17 protein-coding genes are annotated in these 17,255 nt (G+C 43.5%); 11 read left to right on the top strand and 6 right to left on the bottom strand.

All coding sequences use genetic code 11. From position 1 onward, the window contains the following. The first annotated feature begins 82 nt into the window (after positions 1-82). Positions 83-1,255: a hypothetical protein gene (locus FE810_RS11435; RefSeq protein WP_138320185.1), complete on the top strand. Its 1,173-nt coding sequence runs from the start codon at positions 83-85 to the stop codon at positions 1,253-1,255. Between the two features lie 11 nt (positions 1,256-1,266). Here FE810_RS11435 and FE810_RS11430 read toward each other — a convergent pair whose 3' ends face one another. The 3 genes from FE810_RS11430 to coaBC are packed head-to-tail and all read right to left on the bottom strand — an operon-like array spanning position 1,267 to position 4,632. Next, complete coding sequence (locus FE810_RS11430; protein WP_138320184.1) at positions 1,267-2,730, bottom strand: aminoacyl-histidine dipeptidase; 1,464 nt, start codon at positions 2,728-2,730, stop codon at positions 1,267-1,269. Positions 2,731-2,779: 49 nt separating this feature from the next. After that, complete coding sequence (gene slmA, locus FE810_RS11425) at positions 2,780-3,364, bottom strand: nucleoid occlusion factor SlmA (RefSeq protein ID WP_138320183.1); 585 nt, start codon at positions 3,362-3,364, stop codon at positions 2,780-2,782. A 41-nt stretch (positions 3,365-3,405) separates the two neighbouring features. After that, positions 3,406-4,632, bottom strand: coding sequence for a bifunctional phosphopantothenoylcysteine decarboxylase/phosphopantothenate--cysteine ligase CoaBC (gene coaBC, locus FE810_RS11420; protein ID WP_138320182.1), 1,227 nt, complete (start codon positions 4,630-4,632; stop codon positions 3,406-3,408). A gap of 149 nt (positions 4,633-4,781) precedes the next feature. On the opposite strand from coaBC, the gene radC reads away from it, so the two are divergent. From radC to mutM, 5 genes are all read left to right on the top strand, one after another. Further along, the gene (radC, locus tag FE810_RS11415) at positions 4,782-5,453 is read left to right on the top strand and encodes a RadC family protein (RefSeq protein ID WP_138320181.1); all 672 of its coding nucleotides are present in this window, start codon (positions 4,782-4,784) and stop codon (positions 5,451-5,453) included. A 285-nt stretch (positions 5,454-5,738) separates the two neighbouring features. Continuing rightward, on the top strand, positions 5,739-5,975 hold the full coding sequence (rpmB, locus tag FE810_RS11410; RefSeq protein WP_138320180.1) for a 50S ribosomal protein L28: 237 nt from the start codon (positions 5,739-5,741) through the stop codon (positions 5,973-5,975). Positions 5,976-5,986: 11 nt separating this feature from the next. Beyond that, a complete protein-coding gene (rpmG, locus tag FE810_RS11405; protein ID WP_033078277.1) occupies positions 5,987-6,142 on the top strand; it encodes a 50S ribosomal protein L33 in 156 nt (51 codons plus the stop codon). A 191-nt stretch (positions 6,143-6,333) separates the two neighbouring features. Next, positions 6,334-6,831 (top strand): hypothetical protein, encoded by a 498-nt coding sequence (locus FE810_RS11400; RefSeq protein WP_138320179.1) that lies wholly within the window; start codon positions 6,334-6,336, stop codon positions 6,829-6,831. A gap of 44 nt (positions 6,832-6,875) precedes the next feature. Next, entirely contained in the window at positions 6,876-7,691 is an 816-nt protein-coding gene (mutM, locus tag FE810_RS11395; RefSeq protein ID WP_138320178.1) for a bifunctional DNA-formamidopyrimidine glycosylase/DNA-(apurinic or apyrimidinic site) lyase, read from the top strand. A 63-nt stretch (positions 7,692-7,754) separates the two neighbouring features. On the opposite strand, the gene coaD is transcribed toward mutM, so the two are convergent. Beyond that, a complete protein-coding gene (coaD, locus tag FE810_RS11390) occupies positions 7,755-8,252 on the bottom strand; it encodes a pantetheine-phosphate adenylyltransferase (RefSeq protein ID WP_138320177.1) in 498 nt (165 codons plus the stop codon). Positions 8,253-8,441: 189 nt separating this feature from the next. On the opposite strand from coaD, the gene FE810_RS11385 reads away from it, so the two are divergent. Further along, complete coding sequence (locus FE810_RS11385; protein WP_138320176.1) at positions 8,442-9,104, top strand: TetR/AcrR family transcriptional regulator; 663 nt, start codon at positions 8,442-8,444, stop codon at positions 9,102-9,104. Positions 9,105-9,164: 60 nt separating this feature from the next. On the opposite strand, the gene FE810_RS11380 is transcribed toward FE810_RS11385, so the two are convergent. Continuing rightward, positions 9,165-9,920 carry a 3-deoxy-D-manno-octulosonic acid kinase gene (locus FE810_RS11380; protein WP_246037030.1) on the bottom strand — a complete coding sequence of 252 codons (756 nt, stop codon included), beginning with the start codon at positions 9,918-9,920 and terminating at the stop codon, positions 9,165-9,167. A gap of 63 nt (positions 9,921-9,983) precedes the next feature. On the opposite strand from FE810_RS11380, the gene FE810_RS11375 reads away from it, so the two are divergent. Continuing rightward, positions 9,984-11,030, top strand: coding sequence for a glycosyltransferase family 9 protein (locus tag FE810_RS11375; protein WP_138320175.1), 1,047 nt, complete (start codon positions 9,984-9,986; stop codon positions 11,028-11,030). Between the two features lie 33 nt (positions 11,031-11,063). Here the strand turns inward: FE810_RS11375 and waaA are convergent, their stop codons facing one another. Next, positions 11,064-12,359: a lipid IV(A) 3-deoxy-D-manno-octulosonic acid transferase gene (gene waaA, locus FE810_RS11370; RefSeq protein WP_138320174.1), complete on the bottom strand. Its 1,296-nt coding sequence runs from the start codon at positions 12,357-12,359 to the stop codon at positions 11,064-11,066. Positions 12,360-12,577: 218 nt separating this feature from the next. On the opposite strand from waaA, the gene FE810_RS11365 reads away from it, so the two are divergent. From FE810_RS11365 to FE810_RS11355, 3 genes are all read left to right on the top strand, one after another. After that, positions 12,578-13,132 (top strand): hypothetical protein, encoded by a 555-nt coding sequence (locus FE810_RS11365; protein ID WP_138320173.1) that lies wholly within the window; start codon positions 12,578-12,580, stop codon positions 13,130-13,132. After that, positions 13,132-16,023 (top strand): prolyl oligopeptidase family serine peptidase, encoded by a 2,892-nt coding sequence (locus tag FE810_RS11360; RefSeq protein WP_138320172.1) that lies wholly within the window; start codon positions 13,132-13,134, stop codon positions 16,021-16,023. Before FE810_RS11365 ends, FE810_RS11360 begins: the two co-directional genes overlap by 1 nt. An 81-nt stretch (positions 16,024-16,104) precedes the next feature. Beyond that, positions 16,105-17,223: an S-(hydroxymethyl)glutathione dehydrogenase/class III alcohol dehydrogenase gene (locus tag FE810_RS11355; RefSeq protein WP_138320171.1), complete on the top strand. Its 1,119-nt coding sequence runs from the start codon at positions 16,105-16,107 to the stop codon at positions 17,221-17,223. Positions 17,224-17,255 lie beyond the last annotated feature (32 nt).

Below are 17,255 nucleotides of genomic sequence, written 5' to 3'. Positions count from 1 at the left end.
TTATACTCATAAAATTTACAACGCATCAGGCACGCAGGTAAATTATCACCGCCAGCCAGATAGAAAAATAAGACAATAGCTTATGCATATTTCCAAGTTAGCAGTGACTGAATCTGAGTCCGGATACAAATTAACTGGCTGGTGTAATGATTTCGAGCTCTACTATGACTTTCCTTTAGACATTAAGCCCCGCCTTTGCGCCGATCCTTTCGTTGCTGCCAGTTTGCTTAGCGCCATGTACCTCAATGAAGATATTATCATTGATGAGGAATGGCAGATATCACCTGAACTTTTGACGAACCTTGACAAAATTCAGGATATTTTCAGCCGCTGGGAACAATACCTTGGCTACAAGCTCAACAAGATTAATATTCACGGCGGTACAGTTGCAGAAGCTCCCAGCCATTTTTGCAAGACAGTCAGTTTTTTCTCCGGTGGCGTCGATGGCTCCCACACGTTTCTAACCAATCAACAAGATATTGATGCATTACTGTTTGTAAAAGGCATTGATATGCAGTTAGAAAATGATGCGCTATTCGCTGAAACATCACGCGTAAATCGAGAATATCTTAAGCAATATAATAAACCATTACACACCATTATCTCGAATGTGCGCTTCTTAGGGCATCACTTTGGGGTGAAATGGGGAGCCTGTTGTGGCGGTGGCCTCAGCAGCATAGCGCTAGCCATTGGAGCCCGAAAATGCCTGATTGCTTCGGGGTCGAGCTATGACTACATCTATCCGTCCGGTACCAACTATATTAGCGATCACTTGTGGGGAAATCAGCAGACCCGGATTGTACACGATGGCGCACAATCTTCACGTTTGGATAAAATTCGTGCCATTGCAGAAGATCCCCAATGCTTAAAAATATTGCGGGTCTGCTGGCATGATGATGGCTATAACTGTGGTAAATGTGAAAAGTGCTTACGAACCATGGCAAGCCTCAGGGCTCTGGAGCTAAAGGTCGATACGTTTCCACCATTAACCGATGATGTTGCCCGCTCGCAACTGGCAAACATTAAACTTTATGATATTCATGATTATCAATTTCTAAAAGAAAATATTGAGCAGGCGAAACGGGTCAATGATGAGGTTCTCCTCAAAGCTCTGAAAAAAATCCAGACTGACTTTGAACGTAGAAAACTGATGCGAGATGTCGATAAGACCTTGTTCAACGGTCGAATTCAAACCGCTAAACAAGGCATTTTTAATTGGCGCCGCAATTTACGTACAAACGCCAATACAAGTTAAGGCTGAATCGCTTAACGGGTTTTGGCTGGGATCGCCGCTAAAACAGCAACCAACAGTTGCCAGTACCTTCCGACGCTGGCGATATCCACTTTCTCATCCGGAGAGTGAGGAAATTTAATCGTCGGGCCTATAGAAACCATATCCAAATTTGGGTATTCGGTTTTAAATAAGCCACATTCCAAACCCGCATGAATCACCATTATCTTGGGTTCATAATCAAAACGTTCAACAAATACATCACGCACGGTATTCATAATTTGCGAATCGGTACTCGGTTTCCAGCCTGGATATGCACCGGAAAATGTGACATCAACGCCAGCAAGGGCATACACAGAAGATAAAATCTCTTCAACCTGGGTGCGGCCATCGTCGTGGAGGCTGCGGATCAAAGAGAGCGCCATTAACTTGTTGCCTTTCATGCGGACAACACCAAGGTTCACTGACGTTTCTACCACACCTGGCACATCATCAGACATACGCAACACACCATTGGGACTAACGTTCAGTGCATTTAAAATGGTGCGCTGGCAATCTTTCGTCCACATTTGCGCAAAGATTTCCGGAGATATCAACAGCAAAGAAACGTCAGGCTCAACAATCGCTAGATTGGTTTTAATCTGTTGCTGATGCTCTTCCACAAAGGTTTTAAATGAATCGACCTGGGCAGTCGGGATCACAAAACTGGTATTTGCCTCGCGTGGGATAGCGTTACGCAAAGAACCGCCATTCAATTCAGTTAACTGGATATCGAATTTGGCAATCGCCTGATTCAATAATCGCACGAGAAGCTTGTTTGCATTCGCTCGCCCGGTGTGGATATCAACGCCTGAATGACCACCTTTCAATCCAGAAATAGACAGATTAAATGACTGATAACCACTCGGTACAGATTCCATCACTAATGGAAATGTTGCACTGGCATCAACACCACCAGCGCAGCCCATATAGATTTCGCCGTCCTGCTCTGAATCGGTATTGATTAGGATATCACCGTCTAGCCATCCAGCTTCTAGACCAAACGCACCAGACATCCCCGCTTCTTCATCAATCGTTACTAACACTTCCAAAGGACCATGGACAACATCATCACTGGCTAACACAGCCATCGCTGAGGCTAGACCTACACCGTTATCGGCGCCAAGAGTGGTGCCTTTTGCTGTTACCCAGTCGCCATCGACGTAGGCCAAAATAGGATCCGTTAAAAAGTTGTGGTCATTGTCGGCGTTTTTTTGTGGAACCATATCCATATGGGCCTGAAGAATGACACCAGGTCTATCTTCCATACCGGCTGTCGCAGGCTTTTTGATAAACAAATTACCAACCGCATCTTCTTTTACCGACAAACCTTTATCCTTGGCCCATTGCAGGATCCAGGCAGAAATTTTTTGTTCGTGTTTAGAAGGGTGTGGGATCTCACAAATATTGGCAAAAATTTGCCAAAGCGGTTGAGGAGACAACTGCGCTAATGTCTTCATGCTTACTCTCAATGTTGTCGATAGTAAAAACTAGTGGTACAGGACTGACTTAACGGTCCTGCATTAAAAATTGCCATTGTTCGTTAAAGCTTTCACTTGGTTTTTTCTCAAAGCCCGAACGCACATATTGATTAATTTTGCCTTCGCAATAAGCCATCAAAATATTCGCCAACGCCGACTCGTTAATACTAAACGCTTTACCTTCACGGAGTTTACGTTCACGAATGATCTGCTTAAATTGAGTTTCCAATTTTTCAAAAAACTGGTGCACCCGAATTCGTAAACGCTCGTTTTCACCGACAAGTGCGTCGCCGGCAAGAATCCGACACATGCCTGGATTGCGCTCGGCAAATACCAACACCACGTGCAGAATATGATGACAGCGCGTTAACGCTTCTTTCTGCTCGGTCATAATTAAATTGATACGAGAAAATATAGACTCTTCAATATATTCAATCAAACCTTCAAACATTCTTGCTTTCGAAGGGAAGTGGCGATACAAAGCCGCTTCTGAAAAACCAACTTCTGCGGCAAGCTTTGCGGTTGTGATTCTTTGCCCCGGACTGGTTTCCAGCATATGTGCAAGACATTCTAAAATTTGCTGTCTGCGATTCGATTTTGGGTTTTCCGACATAATTATTCTTATTTAAGTTAGGTTAAACACTGCATATCTCTTTATAGAGATGCTTCCTGGGGGCTTTTTTTGAATTTTTTGGAGATCTGCTCCACCAATTGACGAGCTAAATTCAGTTTACTCGTTAACGGCAAAGAAACGCTTCCTCCGGGCCAAAACAAGGTGAGGGCATTGGTGTCACTGTTAAATCCATGGCCTGGAGCAGAGACATTGTTGGCACAAATCATTTGTAAGTTTTTCTTATGCAATTTGCCCAATGCATATTCTTCTACATTTTCGGTTTCTGCAGCAAAGCCAACCGTAAATGGTGCATTATTTAATGCTGCAACACTGGCGACAATATCTGGATTTTTTTGCAACACAAGCTGCAATTGTTCTGAGGATTTTTTAATTTTCTGACTGGCGATTTCAGCCACCCGATAATCTGCGACTGCTGCACATGCGACAAACACCTCGGCAGTTTTCGCTAACCGCAACGAATGCTCCTGCATTTCAATGGCCGTCTCAACATCGATACGTTCGACACCAATCGGCGTAGGCAGCTTTACCGGACCACACACTAAATAGACGGTTGCACCCAAGCGTTTTGCCGCCTGAGCGATAGCAAAACCCATTTTTCCGGAACTGTGATTGGAGATAAAGCGCACCGGATCCAAAGGTTCACGAGTCGGTCCCGCAGTAATAACCCAGGTTTGGCCTGACAGAGAACCGACCTTATCGCTGGCATCGAAATAATCGAGACAGTGTTGACACAATTCTAAGGGTTCGAGCATACGGCCAAACCCGACATCGCCGCAAGCTTGTTCACCCTGACCGGGTCCCCACACTAGAAAATCGCGGCTTAACAGGGATTCAATATTTTGCTGGGTTACCTGGGTGTGCCACATTTGTTGATTCATCGCCGGGGCAATGGCAATTTTCGCAGCGGTGGCAAGACAAATTGTAGTTAGTAAATCATTTGCCATACCGGCATTGATGCGCGCAATAATATCGGCGCTGGCTGGAGCAATTAAAATCAAATCCGCCCACTTGGCCAATTCGATATGACCCATTCCAGCTTCCGCCTCCGGATCCAAAAGACTATCAGACACCGGATTCCCCGAAACTGCCTGCAGGGTTAAAGGGGTAATAAACGCCTTACCACCTTCGCTCATCACCACCCGGACATTGGCTCCCCGCTCTTTCAGGCGACGAATTAAGTCTGCACTTTTATAAGCCGCGATACCGCCACTGACGCCGACGATGATGTTTTTATCCGTTAATTGCATTGCAACCTGCTAGTTTTAGCTAAAGAAGGAAGCCCAAAGGTTCCTATTTAATAGGTTATTTTAATCCTGTCCTTTGGATGTTAGCAAGTACCAACACACAGTGAATATTCAATCAGTCGTTTTTACTGTAAATTTCAGGGATGGATCCGATGATAAAAGAAATGCCAAATGCAGAGCGCCCCAGAGAAAAACTCATAACGCAAGGTGCACAGGCGCTGACCAACAGTGAATTATTAGCATTAATATTCCAAACCGGTAGTCGCAATACGAATGTATTAACCCTTGCTCAGAATCTAATAAAGCAATTTGGAAATTTACAGGCCTTATTCGGTGCCGATGCGGTTAGCTTTTGCAAAAGCCATGGCGCCGGGATTGCCAAATATGCACAACTGCAAGCCTGTCTTGTGTTGACGCAGCGTTTATTGCAAGAACCCCTTTGTCAGCGTCAGGCGCTGCAAAGCTCGACCCAGACCAAGCATTTTTTAATTAGCGCATTAAAACTTGAGCCCCACGAAGTGTTCGCCGTTCTGTTTCTGGATAACCAACATCGTATTATTAGCTTTAAAAAACTGTTTTATGGCACCATTGATGCTGCCACGGTTTACCCAAGAGTGATTGTTGAACATGCGCTGCAACTCGGTAGCTGTGCTGTTATCTTAAGTCACAATCACCCCTCTGGCATTGTAAAGCCTTCACTGGCGGATAAACAAATAACCAAGCGATTAATCCAGGCATTAGGGTTAATCGACGTCAGGGTGCTTGACCATATCATTGTGGCAGGACACCTGACCTACTCGTTCGCAGAATGTGGTGAACTGTAATACCGAGATATATCGACTAACCACTATCGATTAACAATTGATTTACGCTTGCTACGTAAAATAACGAAATTTATCGAATAATTTTAAAAAGCGCCGATTTTAATTTTTGTTTTCAACAAAAGATCAGTATAATCGCGCCACCAGCAACAAACGTCTATTTTATAGGCGATAACGCTTGATCAATAGAAATCGTGCCTGTATAATCTGCGGCCTTTTTCAGGATCCCGTAGGCGACGGCCTGGGGAGAAAATAGCTCGAGCTGAAATATTTTTTGGAGTGACTCAAATGTCTAAAGTTTGCCAAGTAACCGGCAAAAAACCGATGGTAGGTAATAACCGCTCTCACGCGATGAATGCTACACGTCGTCGTTTTTTACCAAACCTACAAACGCACCGTTTCTGGGTTGAAAGTGAGAACCGTTTTGTTAAATTGCGCGTAACCCCTAAAGGAATGCGTATTATCGATAAAAATGGTATTGATGCTGTATTAACAGACATCCGTGCCCGTGGTGAGAAAATCTAAGGAACTGAACCATGCGTGATAAAATTCGTTTAGTTTCATCTGCAGGTACTGGTCATTTTTATACGACTGACAAAAATAAAAAGACCATGCCAGAAAAGATGGAAATCAAAAAGTTTGATCCAAAAGCTCGTAAGCATGTGATCTACAAAGAAGCCAAAATCAAGTAATTGATATTGGTCTTTTAAAAAGCCGGTTAATACCGGCTTTTTTTATGCCTGACACTTTTCCAAACTCCTGTTCGAACTTCTCTTTTAAACCCAGCAAACTTTATTCAACAGCGAATAAATAATTGCTCTTTGCAAATATCATTAAAAACGCATATTGTCTGTTCAAATTCAAACAACACAAGCCAATAACCATGTTAAAAAGAATTGCATTACTCAGCACCCTGTTACTATTAAGCGCCTGCTCATTAGAAGAAGAAGCGACGGCGTTATCCGCCAATGGTCAACAACCCAAAATATGGGTTTTTACTCAGTTTAATGTCCCTGAAGAAGGTGATGAGATAGAGTCGTACTATTATTACGCACAAGTAAGCAAGGCGATTTATCAAAAGATTGGTGACAATCAACTAAATTCAGGCTTTATACTTCTCGAAAATGTAAAATATTGGGGTGATGGTGATCTGATCCATGATTATAAAGATATCGAAAACTCTGGCGAATTAGTATTTCGTATTGAAGACATTGCTAAAATTGATCGCGTCAATTCAGAGCCTCAAGTAGGTTTAGGATATGAGCAGTTTGAGGAACCCGCAAAAAAAAGCAGAGTCGAAGCAAACACACACAGCGATGAAGATAACGACGAAAATCCTCAAACAGATGTTGATACCAGCACTCGGATAGAGTCTGAATAAAGCCGCTAAAATTTGTCAATTGTAAGATTAATCAATGGTTATATATGCCTGAATTACCCGAAGTTGAAGTATGCCGACAAGGCATTGAACCCCATGTTTTAAATCAGACAGTCGACAAAGTGATTGTCCGCAATCAACAAATGCGCTGGCCGGTTTCTGAGGATATCGACGAAGTTCAGGGAGAAGAAATTCTTGCGGTTGAACGCCGCGCCAAGTATCTGTTACTCAAAACAGTGAAAGGAACCCTGCTACTACATCTGGGCATGTCCGGTACCATTCGGGTAATCGATAAGGCATTCCCCCTTAAAAAGCACGATCACTTTGATCTGGTAATAACAACAGGCAAAGCGCTACGCTTAAACGACCCGCGACGCTTCGGTGCCATTTTGTGGCTGAAAGGGGATGTCAGCGCCCACCCTCTGTTAAGTGCGCTGGGCCCAGAGCCTTTAACGGATAATTTCCCGCAAGGCTATTTATATGAGAAATCTCGCAATAAAAGCGTGCCGATAAAAACCTTTTTAATGAACAATCATATCGTGGTTGGTGTTGGTAATATCTATGCGAACGAATCCTTATTCCAGGCTGGTATTCGGCCAACAACACCTGCCGGCAAAATCAGTCGAAAGCGCTACGATGCGTTAACCCTTATCGTCAAAGACGTTCTGGCCAAAGCCATCAAGCAAGGTGGTACAACACTCAAAGACTTTACCCAATCGGATGGTAAGCCTGGCTATTTTGCCCAGGAACTGCAGGTTTATGGCCGTGGTGGCGAAGACTGTGTGGTATGCGGCAGTACGTTAAAAGAAATTAAACAAGGTGGGCGAGCGACGGTTTATTGCTCCAAATGTCAGGCCAGATAATCAAGGGGTCAGAGTTGTTGATATTTCAACAACTCTGACCCCTTGATTTAAAAATTGGGTTGGTTAAACCTTGCCAGCTTTATTAAACAGGGTTTTATCCAGCGCTTCTTTGACATGCGGATGAACAAATCCACTAACGTCACCACCGTGTAGTGAAACCTCTTTCACTAAGGTTGACGAGATAAAGGAATTTTCTTCGGCTGGTGTTAAAAAGACGCTTTCTAAGTCGGGCAATAAACGACGATTCATGTTCGCTAGCTGAAACTCGTATTCAAAATCCGAAACCGCACGTAAACCACGTATCAATACTTTAGCATCAACTTTTTGAGCAAAATCCACTAACAGTCCACTAAACCCTTCAACGCTGACGTTATTCAGATGTTTGGTGATGTTTTCTATCATGGCAACACGATGTGCCAACTCGAATCTTGGTTTTTTACTGGGCGACGCGGCAACACCAACAACCACATGTTCAAATAAATCGGCTGCCCGTTCAATTAAATCGAGGTGGCCATTGGTAACCGGATCAAACGTACCGGGATAAATTGCTTTGTTTTTCATGATACTGATTCAACAGAAATATTAGGCTCATTGTAACTGTGGATTTACGCAAAGCAAAATTATCTTCAAACGCGCTTAAAGTAAATACTCAAAAAGATTCACTTTTGCTTAATTTAAAGTGTATGATGTTAAAATTCGTACAATATTTGAGTATAGCAAGCGGCTGTATCATTCAGGATTTAAAAGGGAATGAAAACTAGAGACAAAATCATCCACGCCAGCATTGAGTTATTCAATGAACAAGGCGAGCGTAATATTACCACCAATCATATTGCCGCTCATTTGGGTATTAGCCCTGGCAACCTTTATTACCATTTTCGGAATAAAGAAGACATCATCTCTGCAATTTATGCGGAATATGCCGACGATTTAATCTCTCAGTTCCAGCGTTTGTCCGACACTGAAAATCCATTGGATTCGATACTGCAATACATGGATATTGTATTTCAGCTGATCTCAAAATTTCGATTCTTCTATTCCAACTTACCGGTTTTATTAAGCAAAAATCCTTCGTTGAAAAAACGTTATTCAGAGATCCAAAGAGAAATTATCAAAAAGGTATCCAGCATGCTGGTTTCCCTGAAAGAAGCGGAAATCCTGAATATCAGAGAAGAAGAGCTTGATGATTTAACGTGTCTTTTGCGTATTACAACAACGTTTTGGTTGAGTTACCTGCAGACCCAACACGATGAGCCAAAAATCGATGATGCTGCACTCTATCAAGGTTTGATGAAGATTTTCGCCTTGCTTAGCCCTTACGTAACCGATAGCGCTCGGGAAGATTTCGAGAAAGCCCGCGGTCACTATCGTGAATTAGAGCAACAAGCTGCGGAGTCTGCGGTTACGGCTTAATAAGCCGTTTCGCGGCTCAGCGAAACATATTGATAGCACTGACGTCCGGTGTTTACCTTTTCACTCGGACGTTATCGCGCGCTGATAACCTTGCATCAGCGCCTGCCAATCACTTTCCTGCCACTGAAATCCAGAGAGTCGCTCTCGTTCTTTGCGAAACGACCGTAATAAACGCTCTAAATTCTTATGACACCACGATCCCATCGCGGTTTTTACTTTCCCTTGATCAAAATCAATTAGCCATACTTTGCCCTGCTTATCGAGCATAATGTTATGACAATTGAGATCATGATGAAAAATGCCACTTTGATGAAATTGACCGATGGTTGCGCCAACGTCCTGCCATTGCCCTGTCGTCAGACTTTTTTCAACAAGATACCCGACCAAATCCTGAGATTCCGCAATCCGCTCGGTTAAAATATCTGCCGAATAACTCACCCCTTTGCGGCGTACGGCAAACCCAACCGGCACTGGTGCAGGGAGGTTTAAAGACTGCAGATGCATTAACAATCTAAATTCTTGCGCCGCCCGAGTATTCATCATTGAGGTGAATACATAACTATCATCGATAAACTTACCAATGAGTCCGCCACGATAATAATGCCGAAGCACCAGTTTACTGCCCTGGTGTTCGATAAAGTAGGTTGTGCCACGCCCTGTTGCAGTGCCGGTAACCAATCCTTTTTCCTGCCAATATACGCCTGAAAACATGCCCGGCTCAAAATCCGCTAAAATATCCCCATAATAGGCACAGGTAATAGCGCCCTGTTGGAAAAGATTTAATGACGATTGTTTTACAAATCTTTGCAGGTTCAAGATAATAAGCCTTTCATTTAGTCAGCTGGTCAAAAGTGGTCAGCCTTACGCGGATTTTCAATTATGACAGCGCAGCTCTCCAACCTAAAATCTCTTTGTATTCTAAGGTTATCCGCTATTGGTGATGTTTGTCACGCCGTGGCTATGGTACAACAAATTCAAAAACACTATCCAGAAATAAAAATTACCTGGGTGCTCGGAAAAATTGAATATCGATTATTACAGGATCTGCCCGGTGTCGAATTTATCATCTTCGATAAATCAAAAGGCTGGCGTGGCTATCAGGAATTAAGACAACAAATGCAAGATCGTGCATTTGATGTGTTATTGCATATGCAGGTGGCATTGCGTGCCAGCATCGCCAGTTTATTCATCCCGGCCAGTGTCAAAATTGGCTTCGACAAAGCCAGAGCCAAAGAAGGCCAATGGCTATTTACCAAAAAAACCGTAGAAGCCCAGAAAAACCCACATGTTTTGGATGGTTTTATGGCCTTTGCCCGTGCCATCGGTGTTAAAACCGAAGCGCCGCACTGGCTAATGCCCCACGGAGAACAAGATACGGCATTCGTCGAGCAAAATATTGACGATAAAAATTATGTAGTGATCTCGCCTGCGGCAAGCAAGGCGGAGCGCAACTGGCATGCACAAGGCTATGCTCAAACGGCAGACTACTTAACCAAGCTTGGCTATCAGGTTGTGCTATGTGGTGGCCCTGCCCGGTTAGACGTTGAGCTTGCTCAAGCCATTGAATCGCAATGCGTCCAGGCGCCACTAAACCTGGTGGGTAAAACATCGTTAAAACAAATGCTGGCAGTGTTGGAAAATGCCCAGTTAGTAATTGCGCCGGATACCGGACCTGCACATATGGCGGTTACCGTGAATACCCCGGTGATAGGCCTGTATGCCCATTCCAATCCCGAACGCACCGGGCCTTATTTATATCGAGATAATGTAGTTAGTGTCTACCAGCAAGCCATTGAACAACAACAGGGAAAACCTCTGGCGCAGATACCATTTGGCACTCGCGCAAAAGGCGAACTGATGCACTTAATTACCTTTGATATGGTACAAAGCCAAATCGACCGGGTTTTGAGCAAACAAGCAAACTAGGCTGAGCAATAAATGCCTGCACCCAGAATGATGTTAATTCAGGAGTTGTTCGATTTCAGTTTGCGTACGTTGCGCCGCGCCTTGATTTTTCGCCAGTAGTGCTGCGGCGTTTTGGCCTAAAGCTTTGGCTTCATCCCGGGCGCCGAGCAAATGCTGAAGCTCATGCTGAAGATGTTGATGCAGTTGTTGTTGGTGCGGAGCGTGCTGAACCCCTTTAAGCTGAACCATACCTTCAGCGCGCAGTAACTGCTCACATACATCATTAAAATTCGCCATATTAGGGCCAACGATAATGGGTTTGGCAAATAGCGCCGGCTCTAATGGGTTATGCCCACCTACCTCAAAAAAGCTTCCGGCAACAATACAGATATCGGCGATACCATAAAATGCGAGTAACTCTCCCAGCGTATCAACGAGCCAAACATCGGTTTGTTCACCGATAGCGTCATTGGCAGAACGACGTGCCACCGCAAGACCATGTTGCTGGCATAAATCCTGTACTTTATCAAAACGTTCTGGATGACGGGGTACCAGAACAAGCAATAAATCGGGATAGAGTTCTTTTACATTGATAAACGCTTTGATGATTAAAGCTTCTTCTCCTTGATGGGTACTGCCTGCAACCACCACTCGATGATTCGCAATAGGCAATTGTCGTAAGGCCTCAACTTTGGTTTCCAGCGCTTCCGTTAAGCGGATATCGTATTTCAAATTTCCGCTATGACTTACCCGTTCTGGGGCCGCCCCTAAAGAAATAAAGCGATCCCGATTCTCCTCACTTTGGGCGAGGATTCGATGAAATTTATTTAATGCCGGTGAAATCAACCAACGCAGTTTCTGATAACTTGCCAAAGATTTTTGCGACAAGCGGGCATTAATCAACAATAACGGAATATTGCGTTTAAATGTGCTGTGAATCAGCTGCGGCCAAAGCTCTGTCTCCATTAAAATCAATAACTTAGGCTTCAAGGTCGATAAGAACAGATTAACGCTAATCATATTATCTAACGGGATGTAACAGTGCTGAACTCGGTCACCGAACTGTTTTGTCACCTGCGCCGATCCTGTTGGCGTAAACGTGGTAACGGTTAGCGGTAATTCGGGATATTGTTTTAATAAACCTTCAACAATCGGCTTAATGGCCATCACTTCACCGACACTGGCAGCATGAACAATGATGCCACCGTGCTGTTGGATACCAACCCATCCGAGGCGTTCGCCAATGCGTTGTCGATAAGCCACTTGTTTTCTGGAACGGACCAGTAGAGCTAACAGCAAAAGGGGAAGAAGTAGTAATGATAGTAATTGATAGATCAGTAAAGAAAACAAACGGCTACCCGTAAACTGATTGAAGTTATTAAAGAATTATACGTTGACTAGACAAATTCAACAAATGTCCAGATATTTCACCAACCTGCTGAAACAAGGACAAAATACCACAGGATAATTTTACTTTCGAAAACGATTGTTCATATAATGAATGACGTTTTTTTACAAGGAAGTAATAATTCAGGAAATGTTTACTTCTGCAATAGAGCAACTGGATAATGGATTATTTCCGTAGATTAATTCTCATCGCCCTGGCAATTCTCACTGCCAGCTGTGCCTCTAATGTCACCAGTATCAAAGAAGATATTGATAATAAACTTGAAGTCGATGAAGGCTATCTTCTCATTGCTGTAGATACCAGCATTAGCTTAAACAAAATCTGGATTAGTGGAGAAAAAGACATCTGGCTGACCGCTGATGATCTGCGCAGTGGGACTAATTATATTCTGATAAACCTGCCCGAAGGTGAATATCAAATTCATAAGATAAAACTTAACAATTGGTTCAGTATTGTCGGCTTCGAAGATGACCTTTGGAATTTTAAGGTCGAAAAAGGCGTGATAAGTTATGTCGGTCACCTAGATGTTCAAACCAGCGGCTGGTGGTCTAGACGCCATCGTGTAGAATTGATGAATAAATCCTCTCTTGCCCTGGAGTTTTTACAGGATGACTTCTCTACAATTTTGGCAAACCGTAAGCTGACGTATCATGGTCCGGGAGAAGACGAGTTCTTTGACATTGTCCTAAATAACAATGAAAAAGGAGATTTATAATGAAAGCGATTATCGTTCTCCTGCTAACGGCCATAATCAGTACATCAACGTGGGCCGTAAACCCAATACCAGCAAGTAAACTGTTTCGAAATCCCGAGCATATTTCCATGCAAATCAGCCCCGATGGCCAATATATTCTTAGCTATGATATTCGCGATGACTATCGGGTTTTAGATTTGGTCGAACCTATCACAGGTAAACGCTCCCCCCTGTTAAAGTTCAACAAACATGAGAAAAATTTAAACATAAATCAATATACCTGGATTGATAATAAAACCGTGTATGTGGCATTAAGAGACTTTTACGGTTTTATTCATATCGATTTCTCTAAAGAAAACCCAAAAGGATCCTGGAAAAAGGCAAAAGCCGAGGGCTACCTGATAGCTCCTTTGGCTGATAAGCCAAATCAACTTTTATTTGCTTACAACACCGGCAAGCGAAAAAAAACTAAGCTGATCAAAACCAGTCCAGAACAACTAGAAACTGGCAATGTGGAAAATAGTATTATTTTTGCCAACCCCCTTAAAAGGGGCATTCATTATGCTTATGATCCAAAAAGCAAATCTTTGTTGTCAGTCACCCGAGATGACGAGGAATTAGAATTTTGGTTTTTACCTCCAGGGGCAAAATCCTGGCGCTCTTATTTAACCATGGAAGATGAGACCTACTTCAGACCCATCGGATTACTCGACGAAAATACATTCGCCGTACTTACAGATAAAGATCAGGACAAAGTCTCTTTAGTCGCTTTCGATATCGACACCCAAACCATTGGTAACATACTTTACCAGCACCCTATGTATGACCTGACCGGGGCGACACTTGATGAACAGGGCGAAGGCGTAAAATCCGTAATGTATCTGGATCACGGCATTGCCCGAACCGAGTATATCGCAGCAGAACAAAAGCAATTGGCGCAAAAACTCAAAGAAACTTTTGATGGTCAGAACTTAACAATTCTCGATACCTCATTGAACGAGGATTTCAAAATAGTGGCCACCTTTGCCGCAGATGATCCCGGAACCTATTATTATTACGATGCAAAAAACAATAAAGCGACCTTGTTACATCGTAAATTTTTGGATTTGGAAGATATTCTATTTACTTCTGCAAAAACCTTTTCGGTAACGACGGAAGACAATATTGCTATCGAGGCGATACTGACTAAGCCGAAAAAAAATAGCAATGGCGTATTGTTAGTATATCCTCATGGTGGTCCGATTGGCGTTCGCGATACTGCTGCCTTCAACCCAGAAATTCAATACTTAGCAAGTCGTGGATATTCCATTCTTAATGTCAACTTCCGAGGTTCTAAAGGTTTCGGTAAGGCCTTTTTAAATAGCGGCCGAGGCCAGTTTGGACAAGTCATAGAACAGGACATCACAGCTGTAGTCAATCAGGTACAACAGGAACATAAGTTTGAACACATGTGTTCAATTGGTGCCAGTTACGGCGGATACTCAGCCGTGATGTTAGCAATTGCACATCCGGCGCAATATGAATGTGTCGTGTCCCTATTCGGAATCTACGACTTGCCATTATTATTCAACGCGACTAATTACCGGACTTTGGAAGAAAGTCGCAAAGAAATAAGAAAAGTAGTGGGCGAGCAGGATGAATCACTAAAAGACGTTTCGCCATTTTATTTCGCCGAACAAATACATCCTCCAATTTTGCTTATGGCGGGTACCGAAGATAAACGCGCCGATTTCGAGCAGGCAAATCGAATGAAGTACCGTTTGCAACAACTGAATAAAGAAGTCGAATACCTTTTCTATAAGGGCGTGGGCCATGGGCATCATGTTTGGGAAGGAGATAGGCACATGTTCGGTTTTATCGATGACTTTATTCGTCGTAAATTAGATCTCCCCCTACCGACCGGTGAACATGCCGATAAAAGCTATGCGGAAGATTTTATTAACATTGCCGACGGTTATACCTTGGACATGGCGACCAAAAAAGATTTTGCTAGAGCCGCACACTATTACAACTTATCGGCGGGTCTTGGCGAAAATAGAGCCATGTTCACTATCGGTAGCTTTTACCATCAGGGGAAGGAATATGATAAGGACATTAACAAAGCGATTGATTGGTATAAAAAATCGTCGGAACATGGGTATGCAGAGGCAAGCTATCGTTTAGCGAATCTTTATCAAAAGGGCTTAGTGATAGAAAGAGACGTAGATCAATCTTTCCTTTACTTCCAGAAAGCGTTGGAACAAGAACATAAGTTTGGCGAGCTTGGTATCGCAACAGCAAAATGTCTAGGTACCGGAACTGAGCAAGATTTGGATGCTTGTTTTAACACCTTGTTCCTACTTGATAAAACCGACAAAGAAAAAAGAGCATTTGAAAAAGAATTTTTTGAAGAAATCCGCAGCGCGGTGAACTTCATAAGCCATAACAACACGTTTAATCAGGAACAATTAAAGCAATTTAATCAGCAAATTATTGACAGCTATGAACTCAAAACCACCAACCTTTATTTAGATGACATTGAATTTGGCATATACAAGGCTGAAAATCGCGAACCACTGGTAACCGATGAAATTGCAATCGAAGACCGGTCATTTACCAGTGTGCCCCTGAAAAAAGGCGCAACATTTGGTGCCAGACTCACAGTCGATACAGACGATGATGTAGAACGTTGGGCCAGAACAATGGTCAAGTATAAGTGGACACTGCCTGAGGCTATCAAAGAGCATTCTGAAGAAAAAACCCTACTGCTGTCTGTCGGACATGATGCATCTATTCGGTTTGTACTTGCTCAAGACTACGAGATAATCGAAGGTGACTGGCGCTTGCAGATCATGACACTTGATAATAAGGTGTTGTTTGATAAAACATTTACTACGATAGAGAGCAAAAACGTTTCTGCAGTTGCTCCCTAAATATTGGAGCAAACCGCCCATTTTAAGCGCTCCCAGAAGTAGTTGAACTATACTGTTTTCTAAATTAACCGGGAGTTAATCATGATAAAATCTCGCGCCGCTGTTGCCTGGGGAGCAGGCCAACCGCTAACCATTGAAGAAGTGAGTGTACAACCTCCAAAAGCGGGTGAAGTGTTAGTAAGAATTGTCGCCAGTGGTGTCTGTCATACTGATGCATTTACCCTAAGTGGTGATGATCCTGAAGGTATTTTTCCCAGCATACTCGGCCATGAAGGCGGTGGTGTTGTCGAAGAGATTGGCGAGGGCGTCACCAGTGTTGCGGTTGGCGATCATGTGATCCCACTATACACACCAGAATGTGGCCAATGTAAGTTTTGTTTATCTGGTAAAACCAATCTTTGTCAAAAAATCCGTACTACGCAAGGCCAAGGGCTAATGCCCGATGGTACGACGAGGTTTTCACTGCATGGTAATGAGATTTTTCACTACATGGGGACCTCAACGTTCTCCGAATATACGGTCCTGCCGGAAATCGCACTGGCGAAAATCAACAAACAAGCACCACTGAAAGAAGTCTGTTTATTAGGCTGCGGGGTTACCACTGGAATGGGGGCTGTAGTCAACGCAGCCAATGTTAAGCCCGGTGACACGGTAGCGATATTTGGACTTGGTGGTATTGGTCTTTCCGTTGTGATCGGTGCGGTAATGGCGGGTGCACAACGCATCATTGCTGTTGATATCAATGCGGATAAGTTTGAGTTAGCCACTAAACTGGGCGCTACTGATTGTATTAATCCACAGGAATATGGGGATCCGATTCAGGACGTGATTGTCGATCTCACCGATGGTGGTGTTGATTATTCCTTTGAGTGTATTGGTAATGTCCATACCATGCGCTCTGCCTTAGAGTGTTGTCACAAAGGCTGGGGCGAATCCGTCATTATTGGTGTTGCCGGCGCAGGCCAGGAAATCAGCACCCGTCCATTTCAATTGGTAACCGGACGTGTGTGGCGTGGCACCGCGTTTGGCGGCGTCAAAGGACGTTCACAACTGCCGGGTTATGTCGAAGATTATCTGGCAGGTAAATTCCGTCTGGATGATTTTATCACCCATACCATGGGCCTTAAGGATATCAATCATGCCTTTGAGCTGATGCATGAAGGAAAGAGTATTCGTTCCGTCATTCACTTTGATAAGTAGCGCATTTAGATAAAATGCGCTTCATAACAATC

The organism is Thalassotalea litorea, from assembly GCF_005843925.1.
GTDB lineage: Bacteria > Pseudomonadota > Gammaproteobacteria > Enterobacterales > Alteromonadaceae > Thalassotalea_A > Thalassotalea_A litorea_A.
The sequence above is the reverse complement of the archived record's forward strand: the minus strand, read 5'-3'. Positions and strand labels throughout refer to the sequence as shown.